This is a genomic window from Streptomyces sp. HD, from assembly GCF_028369295.1.
Lineage (GTDB): Bacteria > Actinomycetota > Actinomycetes > Streptomycetales > Streptomycetaceae > Streptomyces.
Genome location: NZ_JAQMYP010000022.1, coordinates 48,682 through 64,124, shown reverse-complemented (window position 1 = coordinate 64,124; position 15,443 = coordinate 48,682). Strand labels below are relative to the sequence as shown.

The window sequence follows — 15,443 nt, the reverse complement described above, 5'->3', positions numbered from 1 at the left end:
CCCCTCGGCGCCGGGGCGTCTCTGCCTGCACGTAGTCCGAGGTTGTTCCTCAATGAATCTTTGTGTGCAGATGTGTTGACCTGTGTTCGGGTCGTCTTCTAGTTTGCGGGAGCTATCGAGTCGCCGATCTGTTCCTCAGTAAGGGGATGTCGTGTCACGTAAGAACCATCGCCGGTCAGCTTGCTTCGGTGCGTTGCTGGCCTGCGCCACGGCATTCGGGGGAACGCTCGCCGCCCCCGCGTCCGCCTCCCCCGCGTCCCCGCAAGCCGCGGTACCGCCCGTCAGTGACTTCCGGGGCGTCAACTGGGCCGACCCGCGCGACAATTACGCCGATGACGAGGTCGTACCCTCGGGGCTGTCCAAGTCCGACAGCTACGGCACCGTCTACGCCAAGTCCAAGGCGATCGTCGGCGGGTTCGGCAAGCTGGGCGCCAACACCGTACGGCTGCCGGTGAACCCCTCCTCCGTCAACGGCCCGTTCTGGAAGGCCTACCGGGGAGCGATAGACGCCGCCACCGACAAGGGGTTCAAGGTCATCCTGGGCTACTGGGAGGCCGACAACGCCAAGGACGGCAAGATCGACGACCAGGCCTCCTGGAACCGGATGTGGGCGCGGATCACCTCCGCCTACGCCGGTAACGCCAAGGTGTACTTCGAGCCGATGAACGAGCCGTTCGGCTACACCTCCCAGGAGTGGCGGGACGTCGCCGCGCAGTGGGTGACCTCCCACCGCTTCGTGCCCCGCGACCGGATCCTCGTCGGCGGCATCAAGTACAGCGAGGACGTCAAGCCCGTGTGCGCCGACAGCCGGCTCGACGGCACCCGGCTCGCCCTGCACAACTACGGCTTCTGGCACACCGACTGGACCAGCGCCGAGCAGTGGAAGCAGGACTTCAAGGAGCGCATCGGCGGCTGCGCCTCGCGCACCATCCTGGACGAGTTCGGCGCCACCATGACGTCCGGCCTGGACTACAACGGGCCGACCAACGGCTCCCACGAGATCGCCTACATCCAGGCGGCGACCGACACCATCCGCGAACTGGGCCTGGGCTCCGTCTACTGGCCGGGCCTGCGCAACGGCGACACCTACTCCCTCACGACCCTCCAGGGCACGGGCACCGACCTCAGCCTGACGGTGAACAACCCCAGCGGGCTGGACCGCCTGCACTGGGCCTGGAGGCAGTGACCGACGCGCAGCAGCACCGATCGCCACCACTTTCCATGCCGGAAAGTCGTCAGTTGACGGAGCGGAAAGTCGGGCCCTAGTGTTTCCACCATGGAAACTGGCGCGCCCTTCACCGGCTCTTACCCCCCTCCCCCTGCCACACCGGAAGAAGCCCAGGCCACCCTCGCCGAGGCCGACCGCATCCGCGCCTCGGCCACCGCCCTGTCGGCCACACCGTGGCCGACCTGGTTCGCCGCCACCCTCACCGCGTACGTCGTGATCTTCCCCATCGCGTACGGAGGGTCGCTCGCCGACGAGCGGTGGATACTCCCGAGGGCGGCCTGGGCGGGAGCACTGCTGGTCATCACCGTGACCTACCTGGCACTGTTCGCGGTCGCCGCGCGCTCCTGGAGGCGGCGCACCGGCGTGGCGCTGCGGTTCGACGTCCTGCCCAAGTCGGCGACCGTACCCCTGGCGATCGGCTTGCCCGTGCTGCTGGTGGGGCTGCCCTGGCTGTTCCGCGTGACCGGCCAGGCCTGGTGGCTCGGCGCCGCCTCGGCCGCCGCGGCCGTGGTGTCCGTGGGCTTCCATCTCGCGTTCGTGCGACTGCACCGGAAGACCCCGTGACCACCCCGCCCGCCAACCCGATGGACGGCTTCGACAACCTCGTCCACTCACCCAACAAGCTACGCGTCTGCGCCCTGCTGGACACCGTGGGCGAGGCCGAGTTCGCGGTGATGCAGGAGCAACTCGGCCTCTCGGCCTCCGTGTTGAGCAAGCACGCCGGAGCCCTGCTGGAGGCCGGCTACATCGAGCAGCGCAAAGCCGTACGCGACACCCGCCAACGCGTCTGGCTGCGCCTCACCCCCCGCGGCCGCGAGGCCTACCGCGGCCACCTCGCGGCACTACGGGCGATCGTCGGACAACAGACACCGCCACCGCAGGTGTCCGGCGAGCGCGGCGGCGAGCAGTCCTCGGGCGTCTGACGGCCCTTCCTCCCCCACGGGACCCACCCTGCTAACTTCTACATAGCTGTAGAAGTTAGCGCCGTCCGCGCCGGGCGGCCGTGCGCCATACCCCGTTTGGAGTTCTCATGGCCCTGTGGGACCGCATCAAGGAGTCCGCATCGACGATGCAGACCCAGTTGACGGCGAAGAAGAACGACCTCAAGAGCGGTGCCTTCCGCGACGCGAGCATGGCGATGTGTGCGCTCGTCGCCGCTGCCGACGGCACCGTCGATCCCTCCGAGCGGCAGCGGGTGGCCCAGCTGATCGCCTCCAACGACGTGCTGCGCAACTTCGACGCCGACGACCTGCGCCGCCGTTTCGAGGAGAACCTCGACAAACTGACCGCCGACTTCGCCTTCGGCAAGGTCAGCGTGTTGCAGGAGGTCGCCAAGGCCAAGAAGAAGCCCGCCGAGGCGCGGGCAGTCATCCAGATCGGCATCGTCATCGGCGGCGCCGACGGCGACTTCGACAAGACCGAGCAGGCGGTCGTCCGCGAGGCGTGCTTCACGCTGGATCTGCCGCCGCACGAGTTCGACCTCTGAGCGAGCTCAGGAACGCGCGGGCGGATCACCCCGCCCGACCACCGTGCCCGGGACCACCCGTCCCGGGCCGGGCCGCGCGTCGTCGGGGCCGTCCTGCTCCTTGAGCGCCCTGGCCTCGCCCTTGAGGATGCGGGTCGCCTTGCCGGCCGAGCGGGTCAGCTCGGGGAGTTTCTTCACGACGAGGACCGCCGCCACCACGAGGAGGATCAGGGCCAGTTCACTCAAGCCGAACATCAGGTCTGCTCTCTCCCGGGGGGCGATCTGCGGGTGTGCGATCTACGGGCCTGTAGAAGTGTCTCCTGAAACGCGATCGCACAACAAGCCCGCCTCACAGAGGCGTCGCGGCGTGCAGGATCAGCACCATCGTCACCGCGGAGTTCGCCGACGACATCGCGGAGACGGCCGCCCCCGCCGCCGCACCCCATGCCGCCAGGCCCACGGTGGTGAACACCGAGGGCCAGCTGCGTACGACGGGTGCGGGGTGGAGAAGAGCCTTCACCCGGCGCGGCACCGGCCCCGGCGCGGCGAACCCCGGCAGCGTGGGCAGGGGAGCGCCCCGGGACACCAGCGCCGCCCTGCCGATCGCGCGCGCCACGGTGCGGCGGCTGCCGACCTTCTGGGCCGCCTCCTCGTCCGCCCAGCGTTCCGCGGTGTACGACACGGCCGTACGCAGCGGACGCAGGAACGGGTTGGCCCGCGCGGCCAGTTGTACGGCGAGCAGGAAACGGTGATGGCGGGCGGCGAGGTGGGCGCGCTCATGGGCGAACAGCGCCCGGCGTTCGGCGGGTTCGAGACGGTCCAGGAGACCCGTGGTCACCACGACCCGGCCACGGCGGCCGCCGGGCAGCGCATACGCGTAAGGGGCGCCGTCGGGCAGGACGACCACCTCGGTGCCGGGCATCCCGGCCAGCGCCCGGTGTGCCGCGCGGCGCACCCTGCGGTGCCGCCACAGCGTCCGGCCGCACGCCACCAGTACGGCACACAGCGCCGGGATCGCCGCCTTCCCGACGACCTCGTCGTACGGCACCGCCGCCCGCACCTCGGGGTCGGACCAGCCGTCGGGCAGCGGGTTGCCGGGCAGTTGGGCGGTGCCCACCACCATCGTCAGGGCGAGGCACACCGTGCTGCACACCGCCATCACCGCGGCGACGCCGGTGAGCAGCCGGGTGGCGGTGCGGGGATGCAGACGCTGCTCGGCCAGGCGGGCGATCGGCCAGGCCGTGAGCGGCAGGACCAGCGGCAGAAAGACGAAGACCCCCATGAGGCGTCAGTCTTCCCCTTCGTCCCGGGACTGACCCAGCAGTTCGCGCAGCAGCCGCTCGTCGTCCGGCCCCAGACCGGTGACGAAGCTGGCCAGCACCGCCTCCCGGTCGCTCTCTCCGTCCAGCACCCTGCGCATCCGGTGCGCGGCGAGACCCGCCTCGTCCGAGGCCGGCGTCCATGCGAAGGACCGGCCGGACCGCTCCCGGGTCACCGCGCCCTTCGCCAGCAGCCGGGTCAGGATCGTGATCACCGTCGTGTAGGCGAGGTCCCCGCCGAGCCGCTCCTGCACCCAGCCGGCCGTCGCCGGTCCGTCCGCCTCCCGCAGCGCCGACAGGACCAGCACCTCCAGCTCGCCCTGCCCCCGGCGCCGGGAACCCTGTTGGTGATCCGCCATGCCCGGTCTCCCTTCCGCTGTCACCCGCTGCCCGACCGGACATCGTATAGAGGCCGCCATGCGGCCAACTTCTACAGTGTTGTAGATTTCAGATCGAGCCCCCTCCGACCCACCGTGAAGGAGTACGCAATGGGAGTTTCCCTGGCCAAAGGCGGCAACGTCTCGCTCAGCAAGGAGGCCCCCGGTCTGACCGCCGTCCTGGTCGGACTGGGCTGGGACGTGCGCACCACCACCGGCACCGACTACGACCTCGACGCCTCCGCGCTGCTGCTGAACGCGTCCGGCAAGGTCCTGTCCGACCGGCACTTCGTCTTCTACAACAACCTGACCAGCCCCGACGGCTGCGTCGAGCACACGGGCGACAACCTGACCGGTGAGGGAGAGGGCGACGACGAGAGCATCAAGGTCGACCTCGCCGCCGTGCCCGCCGAGGTCGACCGGATCGTGTTCCCGGTCTCCATCCACGACGCCGAGAACCGCGGCCAGAGCTTCGGCCAGGTCCGCAACGCCTTCATCCGCGTCGTCAACCAGGCCGGCGGCGCCGAGATCGCCCGCTACGACCTGTCCGAGGACGCGTCGACGGAGACGGCCATGGTCTTCGGCGAGCTCTACCGGGGCGGCGCCGAGTGGAAGTTCCGCGCGGTCGGCCAGGGCTACGCGTCCGGCCTGGCCGGCATCGCCGCAGACTTCGGCGTCGGCGTCTGACCCGACCGCTCCCCGCCGAGCTCACACCTCCCGTTCGGGGCGCCCCCAGCACACCCGGGCCGCTTCCTATGCGCCTCGCCCGCCGCCTATGCACACCGTCGTCCGATCCGTGCCCCGTGCGTGAGGGACGCGTTCAACTGGATTTGTTTTCTGAGTCCGGTGAGTGCACGCGGAGTGACGGAGGCGGTTCGATGACCACACCCCTGGCCGACTATGCCAAGTTCGCGGGCAAACGCGTCGCGATCGTCGAGCACATGCAGAACCATCCCTTCGTGCTGGGGCTGCACCAGGCGCGTGAGCACGGGCTGGAGGTGTGGCTGCTGACCGGTGACCGGTCCTGGTACACACACGGCCACGACTGGGAGTCGCACCCCCTCGCGGCGGCCGTCGACCGGGTGATCGACGTGGACACCACCGATGTGGACGCGGTGCTGGCGTCGGTGACCGGCCCCGACGGGCAGGTCCTGGTGGACGGGCTGACGTCGTTCTCCGACTACCACACCGTCCTCGCCGCGCAGGCGGCCCGGCGGCTCGGGCTGCCCGGCCCCGACCCCGCCGCCGTGGAGACCGCCAACGTCAAGGACCGGCTGCGGGTCGCGCTCGGGGACGTGCCGTACAACATTCCGCACATGCTGGTCAGCGGGCGGGAGCAACTGGACGAGGCCGCGCGCCGGCTCGGCTTCCCGATGATCGCCAAGCCGCCCGCGGAGGCCATCAGTTACGGCGTGCGGCGCGTCGACGACATGGAGCAGCTGGTCGAGGCGTGGCAGGAGCTGTCGCAGATGCGGCACAGCCTGCGCGGCCAGCCACGGTCCGGGGACGTGCTCCTTGAGACGTACGTCGAGGGCGTCGAGGTCAGTGTCGAGACCATGACGGTGAACGGGTACACCCATGTCTTCGGCGTCACCTCCAAGGACCTGTTCGGGGACCCCGCCTACATCGAGTGCGGGCACACCTTCCCCGTGCCGCTGTCCGACGAGGAGCGCGACGCGCTGTACTCCGTCGTCCGCCGGACGCTGGAGGCGATCGGCTACGGGCACGGCCCCTGCCACACCGAGGTACGGCGCACCGAGTCCGGCTGGCGGGTCATCGAGGCCAATCCGCGTACGCCGTCGAGCTGTATGACCATGCTGGTCACGGACGTCACCGGGCGCAGCCCGATCCTCGACGCCTGGCTGCTCGCGATCGGCGAGGTCCCGCCGATCGAGCCCGTCGTGCACCGGGGCGGCGCGGCCGTGCGCATGATCTACCCCGAGCGGCGCGGCACGCTCAAGCGGGTCGACGGCATCGAGGCCGCCTCCGCCGTACCCGGCGTCCAGGTCCTGCTGCACGTGGAACCCGGCGACAAGCTGCTCCAGCGCATGGACAACTCCTCCTGCGTCGGCTTCACCTACTGCAACGGACCGGACCGGCTCGAAGCGCAGGCCCTCGCCGACAAGGCGGCCGGATTCCTCGACTTCGTGGTCGAGGAGGACGAGGCGGGCCGGGCGGACCAGGCGGCCGGCCGGGACGTGCGCTCGTGAGCGACGGCGCCGAGGTCGTGGCCGTTCCCAGCGCCGCCGAGCTGGAGGCGGCCGGCTGGGCGGAGCTGCTGGGCCCCGAGGACTTCTTCCAGACGCCCCGCTGGCTGGGTGTGCAGGAGCGCAACTCCGGCACCACCATGGACTTCCTGGTACGTCGCCGGGCGGGCGCACCCGTCGCGGCCCTGGTGACCGCGTGGGCGGACGACTCGGTGCCCTGGCTGCTCGCCCGCCCCGACGCGATGCTCGCCCGCGCAGTGCAGGACGAGGAGCCCGAGGCGCTGGCCCGGCTCGCCGACGTGGCGCAGGGCGACCCGGCGTCGCTGCTGCCGTCCCTGGTGTGCGGCGGCCGCCATCTGGGCCGCACCCGCACGCTGGCCGCGCCCGACGCGCTGCCGTCGGACGTGGAAGCCCTGGTGGCGGACGCCGAACGGCTCGCCGTCGAGCGGGGCGCGGCCTCCGTGTGCTTCCCGCACGTCGACGAGCGCGACTCGGGCCTCGTGGAGCTGCTGCGTCGGCGCGGCTACGCCTCCCACCCGTCCGCCCACTACGCCTGGCTGCCCATTCCAGCGGGCGGCTGGGAGCAGTTCCTCGCCGAGATGAGCAAGCACCGGCGCCGCAGGGTCAAGCTGGAGCGGCGCGCGCTGGCCGAGGCCAAGATCGAGGTCAGCGTCGAACCGCTGACCCCGGATCTGGTGCCCCGGCTCGGCGAGCTGGACTGCAACCTGCTGCGCAAGTACGGCAATCCGGCCAGCCCCGAGCACTCGGCGGGGCTGATCGGCTGGATCGGCGAGGTGATGGGCGACGACGTGATGGTCTCCGTCGCCCGCAAGGACGGCGTCCCCATCGGCTTCGGCATGGTGCTGCGCTCCAGGTCCCGGGGACGCGAGGAGTGGTTCGGCCACCGCGCCGGCTTCGACTACGAAGCCCAGGGCAAGCTGCCGCTCTACTACGACGTCCTGTACTACCGCGTCCTGGAGGCGGCGGCCGAACAGGGCGTCAGCGTCCTGCACGCCGGGATCGGCAGTGTCGAGGCGAAACTCGCCCGCGGCTGCCTCGCCGCCCAGGAGCACTCCTTCCTGCTGCGTCTCGACAACGGCCCGCGCCCCGGCACCGGCCCGAATCCCGACAACAGCCCACGTCCCGAAGGGAATCCCCGATGACCGCCCCGACCCGACGGCCCGCCCCGGCGACCGGTGGCCCCGGCTGGGACGCCGCCGTGGGCGCGCTGGTGAACCGCTCCGACCGGCGCGGCGGAACCCTGCGCCTGGTCAGCTCCGCCGACGTGGACTCGCTCGACCCGGCGCGCACCTACTACGTGTGGGTGTGGCTGCTCCAACGGCTGCTCAACCGCACGCTCATGGCCTACCCGACCGACCCCGGGCCGGGCGGTCTCGTCCCGGTCCCGGACCTGGCCGACGGCCCCGGGCAGGTGAGCGACGGCGGCCGTACCTGGACGTACCGGCTGCGCCGGGGCCTGCGGCACTCCGACGGCACCCCGATCACGTCGGCCGACATACGCCACGCCGTACAGCGGGTGTTCGCCCAGGACGTGCTGCCCGGCGGCCCCACCTATCTAGTGCCGCTCCTTGACGACCCGGCCCGGCCCTACCCCGGCCCGTACCGGACCGACGAACCGCTGAAGTCCGTCCACACACCGGACGAGCACACCGTCGTCTTCCATCTGAACCGGCCGTTCTCCGACTTCGACCACCTGATGGCCCAGCCCTGCGCGGCGCCGGTGCCGGGGCACGCCGACACCGGCGCCGACTACGGCAACTCCCCGCTCTCCAGCGGCCCGTACCGGGTGGCCGAGCACCGGCCGGGCGCGTACCTCCACCTGGAGCGCAACCCGTACTGGGACCCGGCCACCGATCCGATCCGGCCCGCGCTGCCGGACCGGGTGGAGCTGACCATCGGCCTGGACGTCGACGAACTCGACGCACGGCTGGTCGCCGGGGAGTTCGACATCAACCTGGAGGGCAGGGGGCTGCAGCACACGGCCCAGGGCCGGGTCACCGCGGACGACGTGCTGCGCTCGCACACCGACAACCCGCGCACCAGCTTCCTGCACTTCGTCGCGATGCAGCCGCACATCCCGCCGTTCGACGACGTCCACGTACGCCGGGCCGTGCACTACGCCGCCGACCGGCTGCTCCTCCAGGAGGCCCGCGGCGGCCCGGTCACCGGCGGCGATCTCACCACCGCCCTGTTCCCGCCGCGGCTGCCCGCCCACCAGAACCTCGATCCGTACCCGAGCGGCCCGGACCTGCGCGGCGACCTGGACGCGGCGCGGGCCGAGCTCAAGGCGGCGGGCCTCGCGGACGGCTTCGAGGCGGTGATCGGCACCCAGCGCGGCAAGTTCCGGATGGTGGCCGACGCGCTCGTGGAGTCGGTGGCCCGCGTCGGCATCCGGCTCACCGTCAAGGAACTGGACGTGGCGACGTACTTCAGTCTGGGGGCCGGTCATCCGCAGACCGTGCGCGAGAACAGGCTGGGGCTGATCGTCACCGACTGGGGCGCCGACTTCCCCACCGAGTACGGCTTCCTCGCCCCGCTGGTCGACGGCCGCCAGATCAAGCGCAACGGCGGGAACTGGAACCTGCCCGAGCTCGACGACCCGGCGGTCAACGCCCTGATCGACGAGACCCTGCACACCACCGACCCCGCCGGGCGCGCCCGCCTGTGGCGGGAGGTGGAACGCCGGGTGATGGAGCACGCCGTGCTGCTGCCCCTGGTCCACGACAAGACCTTGCACTTCCGCAATCCGTGGGTCACCAACGTCTACGTCCACCCGGCCTTCGGACTCTACGACATCCAGGCGATGGGCCTGGACGCCACCGGCCCCGACTCGTCCGACGCGTAAGGAAACCTCGTATGACCGACACCCCACGGGATCTGGAGTTCGTCCCGCTCAGCGCGGACGACGACGAGACGGCCGGCCAGTGGCTCGACCTGCTCGCCGAGTCGTCCGGCGACGCTCCGCACGCCGCTCCGCCCTGCAACGTCGACATGATCGGCTCGCTGCGGCACGCCCCGCCCGGCACCGCGCTGGACGACTGGGTGGCGCGGGCCGACGGCAAGGTGGTGGGTGCGCTGCGGCTGGTGCTGCCCGAGGGGGCGCCCGCCGCCCGGGTCGACCAGCTGCTGGTGCATCCCCGGTTGCGCCGCCGCGGCATCGGGCGGGCGCTGCACGCCCACGCCCTCGAACTGGCCGGCAAGCACGGGCGGTCCACGCTCGCCGCGACGCTCTCCGAGGGGCTGCCGGACGGTCCTCCGCTGGGCGAGGGGCCGGCCGCGTTCGCCGCCGCCATGGGCGCGGTGCGCGCGGACGTCCCGGGCGGACTGCACCAGTGGCTCGACCTCGGCCGGCACAATCCGCTGGCCCACGGCGTCCCCGCCGCGCCGCCCGGCTACTCGCTCGTCACCTGGGGCACCATCACGCCCGACGAGTACGCGCTCCAGGTGTCGGCGCTGGAACTCTCCCTGGGCGACGCCCCCGCCGACGCCGCGCAGCAGGAGGTCCGCACCAGCTACGCCCGCCAGTTCGAGAAGATGCGCGTCGGCCGGGGCCGGCGGGCCCACCACACCGGCGTCGTGCACGAGGCGAGCGGTCGACTGGCCGGCTACACCAGCGTCTCCAAGACCACCGGCAACCCCGAGTACCTCCTCCAGGGCATGACCGTGGTCCACCGCGACCACCGCGGCCACGGCCTGGGCCTGCTGCTGAAGCTGGCCAACCTGGACCTCGCCCTGCGCCACGAACCGCAGGTACGGCTGGTGGAGACGGCGAACGACGAGACCAACCGGCCGATGATCGCGCTGAACGAGGCCATGGGCTTCGAGCCCTACGACCGATGGGTGTCCTGGACCCGGGACGTCGCCCCGGCGGAGAACTGAGCAGAAGGCTGAGCAGCGGGCCGGGCAGCGGACTGCGTACGGCCCCCGAGGACCGATACCCGGTCCGCGGGGGCCTTTCGGCGTCCGGCGCGAAGACTCCGACCCGGACAGCAGCCCGCCGACCGTCAGCTGTCCTGGACGCGGGAGGCCGGCTCGGCCGGGGGCTGGGCGGCGGGGCGCGTGCCGCCCTCGAAGACCGGGGCCCGGTCCTCGGGGGACTTGCGCCTTGTGGTCGTCGAGCCGAGCAGCACGCCGCCGACGACCGCCACGCTGCCCGCGGCCGCCCAGCCGGTGAGACGTTCGTCGAGAAAGAGCCAGGCGACCGCGACACCGACGACCGGTACCAGCATGGAGAACGGCGCCACCGTGGCCGCCTCGTACCGCTTCAGCAGCGTCGTCCAGATGCCGGAGCCGACGACGGAACCGGCGAGCGCGGTGTACAGCAGCGCCACCAGGGCGGGCCAGCCGTCGCCGCCGAAGGAGTCGCCGAGCGCGCGCCAGCCGGTGGTGGGTCCCTCCATGACGGCCGACAGGGCCAGCAGCGGCACCGGCGGCACGACCGCCATCCACAGGGCGAAGCGCAGCGGATGGTCGGGGCGGGCCTGCCGGCTGGCGATGTTGCCCAGCGCCCAGCCGAGGGCCGCCAGCACGGTCAGCAGCAGCGGCAGCAGCGCGGCGCTGCGGGCCCGTTCCACCGCGATGACCGTCATGCCGAGCACGGCCAGGGCGATGCCGCCCAGCTGCCGCCGGGAGATCCGCTCCCCGAGCAGCGCCGCGCCCAGCAGCATGGTGAACGGCGCCGCCGCCTGCACCACGACCGACGCCTGCCCCGACGGCATGCCCTGGTCGATGGCGAGGAACAGCAGCCCGAACTGCAGCGCCCCGAAGCCCAGCCCGTACAGCACGAGCCAGCGCAGCGGTGCCTTGGGCCGGGGCACGAACAGCACCACCGGCACGGCCAGCACCAAGAAGCGCAGCGCGGAGAGGAAGAACGGCGGGTAGTGGTCGAGGCCGATCCGCACGGCGAGGAAGTTCAGCCCCCACAGCAGGGCCACGAAGGCGGCGAGGGACCGGTCCCGGACGCTCACCGGCCGAGCAGCCCGGACTCGATCACCCGCGCGCCGAGCCCGCGCAGGAACAGGCCGTCCCCGACGTACTTCTGCTCGTCGGCCTGCTGCCGCAGCACCAGTACGTAGGTGTCGCCGGCGTGGTCGCGCAGCAGCCAGCAGAACATCATCACGCCGGGGGCGGAACCGGCCTTGAAGTAGGCCCGCGTCCAGCGGTCGCGGTCCACGACGAGGCCCGGGTAGGCGGTCATGATGTCCTCGACGGTGCCGGTGGCGTCCCGGTCGCTGTCGGCCGCGAGGCCGCGCAGGACGCCCAGCACGTCGTAGGCGTTCATGAACCAGTCGACGCCGAACTGGTGGACCGTCTCGCCGAGGTCGGACAGGCGCACCGTCAGCGGCCGGTCGATGCCGTCGAGCAGTGCCCGGCGCGCGGGCTCGTCCGCCGCGGCCCAGCGTTTCCTGAGCTCCGGGTCGCCCCAGCCGAGTTCGAAGATCTCCCGGCTGGTGGCGAACGGGCGCAGCAGCACCGGGTCGTGGTGCCCGGAGTCGGCCACCGCATCCTCCACGGCGGCCCTGCCCAGCCGGTCGAGGATCAGGTCGGCGGCCGTGTTGTCGCTCAGCACGATCATCTTGTGCGCCGTCTCGCGCACCGACACCCGGGTGCCGTCCGGGAGGTCCTGCATGTCACCGGTGGGCAGACTGCGCAGCCCGGCCCGTACGGTGATCTCGTCGTCCCAGGTCAGCTCGCCGCTGTCGATGGCGTGGGCGAGGGCGCGCATCACGTACAGCTTGTTGGTGGAGCCGGCCGGCATCGGCCGTTCGGCGGCCGAGGCGTGCAGGACGTCGTAGCCCTCGGGGGTCAGCCGTGCGGCGAGGGCGGACGTCTCGACGCCGGGGGTGCGCAGCGCCTCCTCCAGCGCGTCCCAGGTGGGTATCTCCGGTGTGACGACCTCGGGCTGGAGGGTGAACTGCTGGAGCAGGCCCTTGGAGTCGAGCGTCAGCGACAGCGTCTGGCGTCCCTCCCCCGCCCCGGCCAGCACCACCCATGCCTTGTGGGCGACGGGCTGGTAGGAGGCGACCGAGAACGGCCCCTTCGCCCGCCACCGGGCCAGCGTCGCCGCGAAGTCCGGCGCGAGCCGGGCGGCCAGCGCGGGTACCAGACGGCCGCCCAGGTCCACGTCCGTACCGGCGTCGGGCCCGGTCAGCAACTCCATCGCCCAGCGGGCCGCCTCGCCCCGCGGCGAGTCGTCGGCGGCGAGCGCCGCGAGCGCGGCGGACGGGACGGTACCGGCACCTTCGGTCATCATCGCTCCTTGTCGGCCGCCGTCCGGGCGGGATCCGTGCTGATGCACTCGCTCAGGGCCTGTACTCACAGGCGTTCAGTCCTCGTCGACGGTGATGGCCCCGCACGGGCACAGTTCGGCGCACAGCCGGGCCGACTCGTGGGACTCGGGCGGGGGTGTGGCGTCCAGCAGGACCACGGTTCCCGTGTCCGGGTCCTGGTCGAAGATCTCCGGTGCCGTGGCCGCGCAGCGGCCCATGGCACAGCAGGCGGCCGGGTCGACCACTACGGTCAGCCGGTGCACGGCGCTCACCAGGTCACGGGGAGCGCGCCGAGCCCGTAACTCGACACCTCGTGGCGGAAGTCCAGCTCCTCGAACGGCACGGCGAGCTTGGCGCCGGGCATCCAGCGCAGCACGGCCGCGAGGATCTCCTCCAGCTCGACCCGGGCCAGCCACTGACCCAGGCACTGGTGCATGCCGTGGCCGAAGGCGACGTGGCGGCGGGCGTCGCGGTGCGGGTCCAGCCGGTCCGGGTCGGGGAAGACCCCCTCGTCACGGTTGCCCGCCGACAGCGACAGCACCACGCCCTCGCCCGCCTTGATGAGCACGTCGTCGAGCTGTACGTCCTCGACGGCGGCGCGGGCCAGGCCGTTCTGCACGATGGAGTGGAAGCGGAGCAGCTCCTCGACCGCCTTGGGCATGAGGTCCGGGTCCTCGGTGAGCGCCTCGGCCAGGCCCGGGTCGGTGAGCAGGCTCAGCAGGCTGAGGCTGGCCTGGCTGGTGGTGGTGCCGTGGCCGGCCACCAGCAGCAGCCGGCACATCGGGACCAGTTCCTCGACGGTCAGGTTGCCCGGCCGCACCTGGTCAAGGACCAGCCGGCTGATCAGGTCCTCGCCGGGGTCCGCCAGCCGCTGCTCGACCAACTCGCGCAGATAGCCGTCCAGTTCGTCACGGGCGGCGGCGACCTGGTCGGGGGTGTAGCCGCGGTCGATGAGGACGGCGCTGCGGCTCTCGATGAACTCGCGGCGCTCGTCGCCCGCCCCGAAGAGCAGCGTGATGACGCGGGACGGCACCGGGATGGTCAGCCCGCCGACCAGATCGACCGGCCGCTCCCCGGCGACCAGCTTGGCGAGGAGGTCGTCTAGCAACTCCCGCACCGCCGGCCTGAGGGCCTCGGCGCGACGGGCCAGGAAGTCCCGGGTGAGCATCGAGCGCAGCCGGGAGTGGTCCGGGTCGTCCATGCGGATGAAGGACGCCGACGCCGGGTTGGCGCGCACCAGTTGGGAGGTGCGGGTCAGCATGGGGAAGCCGGGGGCGCTGGTGACCGCGGTGAAGCGGCGGTCACCCAGGACGGCCCGGACACCGGCGTGCGAGGTAACCAGCCACACATGGGCACCGTCCCACAGGGTCACCCGGCTCGCGGCCCTGCCGCCGCGCAACTCGGCGAGCTGTGGTGGAGGGTCCACGGGTGACACTCGGGTCATCGGGTACGCCGGTGCCGTCTGCTGCTCGTGAGGCGTCGCCTCGTTCATCATCCACCGCCCATCGCCGCACACGGATCACGCCATTCGTGCAGCCAATCTGCCGCAGGCCGGCGGGGCACGCCCGGGGCATCGGCGCTGCCCGCATAACCCGACGGAAACAGTCATAACCAGGGCCGCCGAAAGGAATTCAGCGGCAATGCGCCGACTGCTAGCTTCTTCTGGATTCTTCGAAAACAGCACGGCCCAACAGCACCGCCAACCACCGTACGAAGTGGGGAAATTGATGCCGTCCGCATTGCAGGGGAAAGTCGCGCTCGTCACGGGTGCGAGTTCGGGAATCGGCGAGGCCACGGCGCGGATGCTGGCCGCGGAGGGCGCCGCCGTGGCGATCGCGGCCCGCCGGGTCGAGCGGCTGCACGCGCTCCGGGACCAACTCACCGCCGCCGGGGCCGAGGTGCACGTCCTCGACCTGGACGTCACCGACGAGCAGGCCGTCCACGCGGCCGTGGCCTCCACCGTGGAGACCCTCGGCGGGCTCGACATCGTGGTCAACAACGCCGGGTTGATGCTGCTGGGGCCGGTGGAGGGCGCCGACACCTCCGACTGGACCCGGATGATCGACACCAATGTCCGCGGCCTGATGTACGTGACCCATGCGGCGCTGCCCCATCTGCTGCGCAGCCAGGGCGTCGTGGTGCAGATGTCGTCCATCGCGGGGCGGGTCGCGATGCGCGGAGCCGCCGTCTACAACGCGAGCAAGTTCGCCGTGAACGCGTTCAGCGAGGCGCTGCGCCAGGAGGTCACCGAGCGCGGGGTGCGGGTGGTGGTGATCGAGCCCGGCACGGTCGAGACGGAACTGCGCGAACACATCACCCACGCCCCGACGAAGGCCGCCATCGAGGAACGCGTCGCCAAGATCCGCCAGTTGCAGGCCGCCGACATCGCCGAGGCGGTGCGCTACGCGGTGACGGCCCCGCCGCACACGACGGTCGCCGAGATCTTCGTACGCCCCACCGACCAGGCCTGACCGGCCCCCCTCGGGACCGGGCGGCGCGCGCGTCCCCGCGTGCTCTCCGCCCGGTCTCCGGCGGCTCTCCCGACAGCGCACGAGGA

General features: G+C 71.9%; 17 protein-coding genes. 10 read left to right on the top strand and 7 right to left on the bottom strand.

The annotated features are described in order from the left end of the window. The first annotated feature begins 151 nt into the window (after positions 1 to 151). The 4 genes from POF73_RS22045 (at position 152) to POF73_RS22030 (ending at position 2,714) form a co-directional block, all read left to right on the top strand. Positions 152 to 1,186, top strand: a complete 1,035-nt coding sequence (locus tag POF73_RS22045; protein ID WP_272118048.1) for a glycoside hydrolase family 5 protein — start codon at positions 152 to 154, stop codon at positions 1,184 to 1,186. Between the two features lie 90 nt (positions 1,187 to 1,276). Next, positions 1,277 to 1,792 (top strand): hypothetical protein, encoded by a 516-nt coding sequence (locus tag POF73_RS22040; RefSeq protein WP_272118047.1) that lies wholly within the window; start codon positions 1,277 to 1,279, stop codon positions 1,790 to 1,792. Beyond that, entirely contained in the window at positions 1,789 to 2,151 is a 363-nt protein-coding gene (locus POF73_RS22035) for a transcriptional regulator (protein ID WP_272118045.1), read from the top strand. The genes POF73_RS22040 and POF73_RS22035 overlap by 4 nt, the downstream gene beginning before the upstream one ends. 107 nt (positions 2,152 to 2,258) lie before the next feature. After that, positions 2,259 to 2,714 (top strand): tellurite resistance TerB family protein, encoded by a 456-nt coding sequence (locus tag POF73_RS22030; protein ID WP_272118043.1) that lies wholly within the window; start codon positions 2,259 to 2,261, stop codon positions 2,712 to 2,714. A gap of 6 nt (positions 2,715 to 2,720) precedes the next feature. Here the strand turns inward: POF73_RS22030 and POF73_RS22025 are convergent, their stop codons facing one another. The 3 genes from POF73_RS22025 to POF73_RS22015 all read right to left on the bottom strand — a co-directional run bounded on the left by POF73_RS22025 (position 2,721) and on the right by POF73_RS22015 (position 4,371). Continuing rightward, on the bottom strand, positions 2,721 to 2,948 hold the full coding sequence (locus POF73_RS22025; RefSeq protein ID WP_272118041.1) for a twin-arginine translocase TatA/TatE family subunit: 228 nt from the start codon (positions 2,946 to 2,948) through the stop codon (positions 2,721 to 2,723). Between the two features lie 94 nt (positions 2,949 to 3,042). Continuing rightward, positions 3,043 to 3,975 (bottom strand): M56 family metallopeptidase, encoded by a 933-nt coding sequence (locus tag POF73_RS22020; RefSeq protein WP_272118039.1) that lies wholly within the window; start codon positions 3,973 to 3,975, stop codon positions 3,043 to 3,045. Between the two features lie 6 nt (positions 3,976 to 3,981). Beyond that, entirely contained in the window at positions 3,982 to 4,371 is a 390-nt protein-coding gene (locus tag POF73_RS22015) for a BlaI/MecI/CopY family transcriptional regulator (protein ID WP_272118038.1), read from the bottom strand. Positions 4,372 to 4,500: 129 nt separating this feature from the next. On the opposite strand from POF73_RS22015, the gene POF73_RS22010 reads away from it, so the two are divergent. From POF73_RS22010 to POF73_RS21990, 5 genes are all read left to right on the top strand, one after another. Next, the gene (locus POF73_RS22010; protein ID WP_272118035.1) at positions 4,501 to 5,076 is read left to right on the top strand and encodes a TerD family protein; all 576 of its coding nucleotides are present in this window, start codon (positions 4,501 to 4,503) and stop codon (positions 5,074 to 5,076) included. Between the two features lie 191 nt (positions 5,077 to 5,267). Continuing rightward, complete coding sequence (locus POF73_RS22005; RefSeq protein WP_272118033.1) at positions 5,268 to 6,599, top strand: ATP-grasp domain-containing protein; 1,332 nt, start codon at positions 5,268 to 5,270, stop codon at positions 6,597 to 6,599. Then, on the top strand, positions 6,596 to 7,759 hold the full coding sequence (locus POF73_RS22000; RefSeq protein ID WP_272118031.1) for a GNAT family N-acetyltransferase: 1,164 nt from the start codon (positions 6,596 to 6,598) through the stop codon (positions 7,757 to 7,759). Before POF73_RS22005 ends, POF73_RS22000 begins: the two co-directional genes overlap by 4 nt. Further along, a complete protein-coding gene (locus POF73_RS21995; RefSeq protein ID WP_272118029.1) occupies positions 7,756 to 9,462 on the top strand; it encodes an ABC transporter substrate-binding protein in 1,707 nt (568 codons plus the stop codon). Before POF73_RS22000 ends, POF73_RS21995 begins: the two co-directional genes overlap by 4 nt. A gap of 11 nt (positions 9,463 to 9,473) precedes the next feature. Beyond that, positions 9,474 to 10,496 carry a GNAT family N-acetyltransferase gene (locus POF73_RS21990; protein ID WP_272118027.1) on the top strand — a complete coding sequence of 341 codons (1,023 nt, stop codon included), beginning with the start codon at positions 9,474 to 9,476 and terminating at the stop codon, positions 10,494 to 10,496. A 125-nt stretch (positions 10,497 to 10,621) separates the two neighbouring features. Here POF73_RS21990 and POF73_RS21985 read toward each other — a convergent pair whose 3' ends face one another. The 4 genes from POF73_RS21985 to POF73_RS21970 all read right to left on the bottom strand — a co-directional run bounded on the left by POF73_RS21985 (position 10,622) and on the right by POF73_RS21970 (position 14,312). Then, positions 10,622 to 11,584: an EamA family transporter gene (locus POF73_RS21985; RefSeq protein ID WP_272118025.1), complete on the bottom strand. Its 963-nt coding sequence runs from the start codon at positions 11,582 to 11,584 to the stop codon at positions 10,622 to 10,624. Beyond that, the gene (locus POF73_RS21980; RefSeq protein WP_272118023.1) at positions 11,581 to 12,870 is read right to left on the bottom strand and encodes a serine hydrolase; all 1,290 of its coding nucleotides are present in this window, start codon (positions 12,868 to 12,870) and stop codon (positions 11,581 to 11,583) included. The genes POF73_RS21985 and POF73_RS21980 overlap by 4 nt, the downstream gene beginning before the upstream one ends. Before the next feature lie 72 nt (positions 12,871 to 12,942). Then, a complete protein-coding gene (locus POF73_RS21975) occupies positions 12,943 to 13,158 on the bottom strand; it encodes a ferredoxin (RefSeq protein ID WP_443049588.1) in 216 nt (71 codons plus the stop codon). Continuing rightward, positions 13,155 to 14,312: a cytochrome P450 gene (locus POF73_RS21970; RefSeq protein WP_272118022.1), complete on the bottom strand. Its 1,158-nt coding sequence runs from the start codon at positions 14,310 to 14,312 to the stop codon at positions 13,155 to 13,157. Before POF73_RS21970 ends, POF73_RS21975 begins: the two co-directional genes overlap by 4 nt. Positions 14,313 to 14,613: 301 nt before the next feature. Here POF73_RS21970 and POF73_RS21965 point away from each other — a divergent pair, with 301 nt between their 5' ends. After that, a complete protein-coding gene (locus POF73_RS21965) occupies positions 14,614 to 15,357 on the top strand; it encodes an SDR family NAD(P)-dependent oxidoreductase (protein ID WP_272118020.1) in 744 nt (247 codons plus the stop codon). Positions 15,358 to 15,443: the final 86 nt, after the last annotated feature.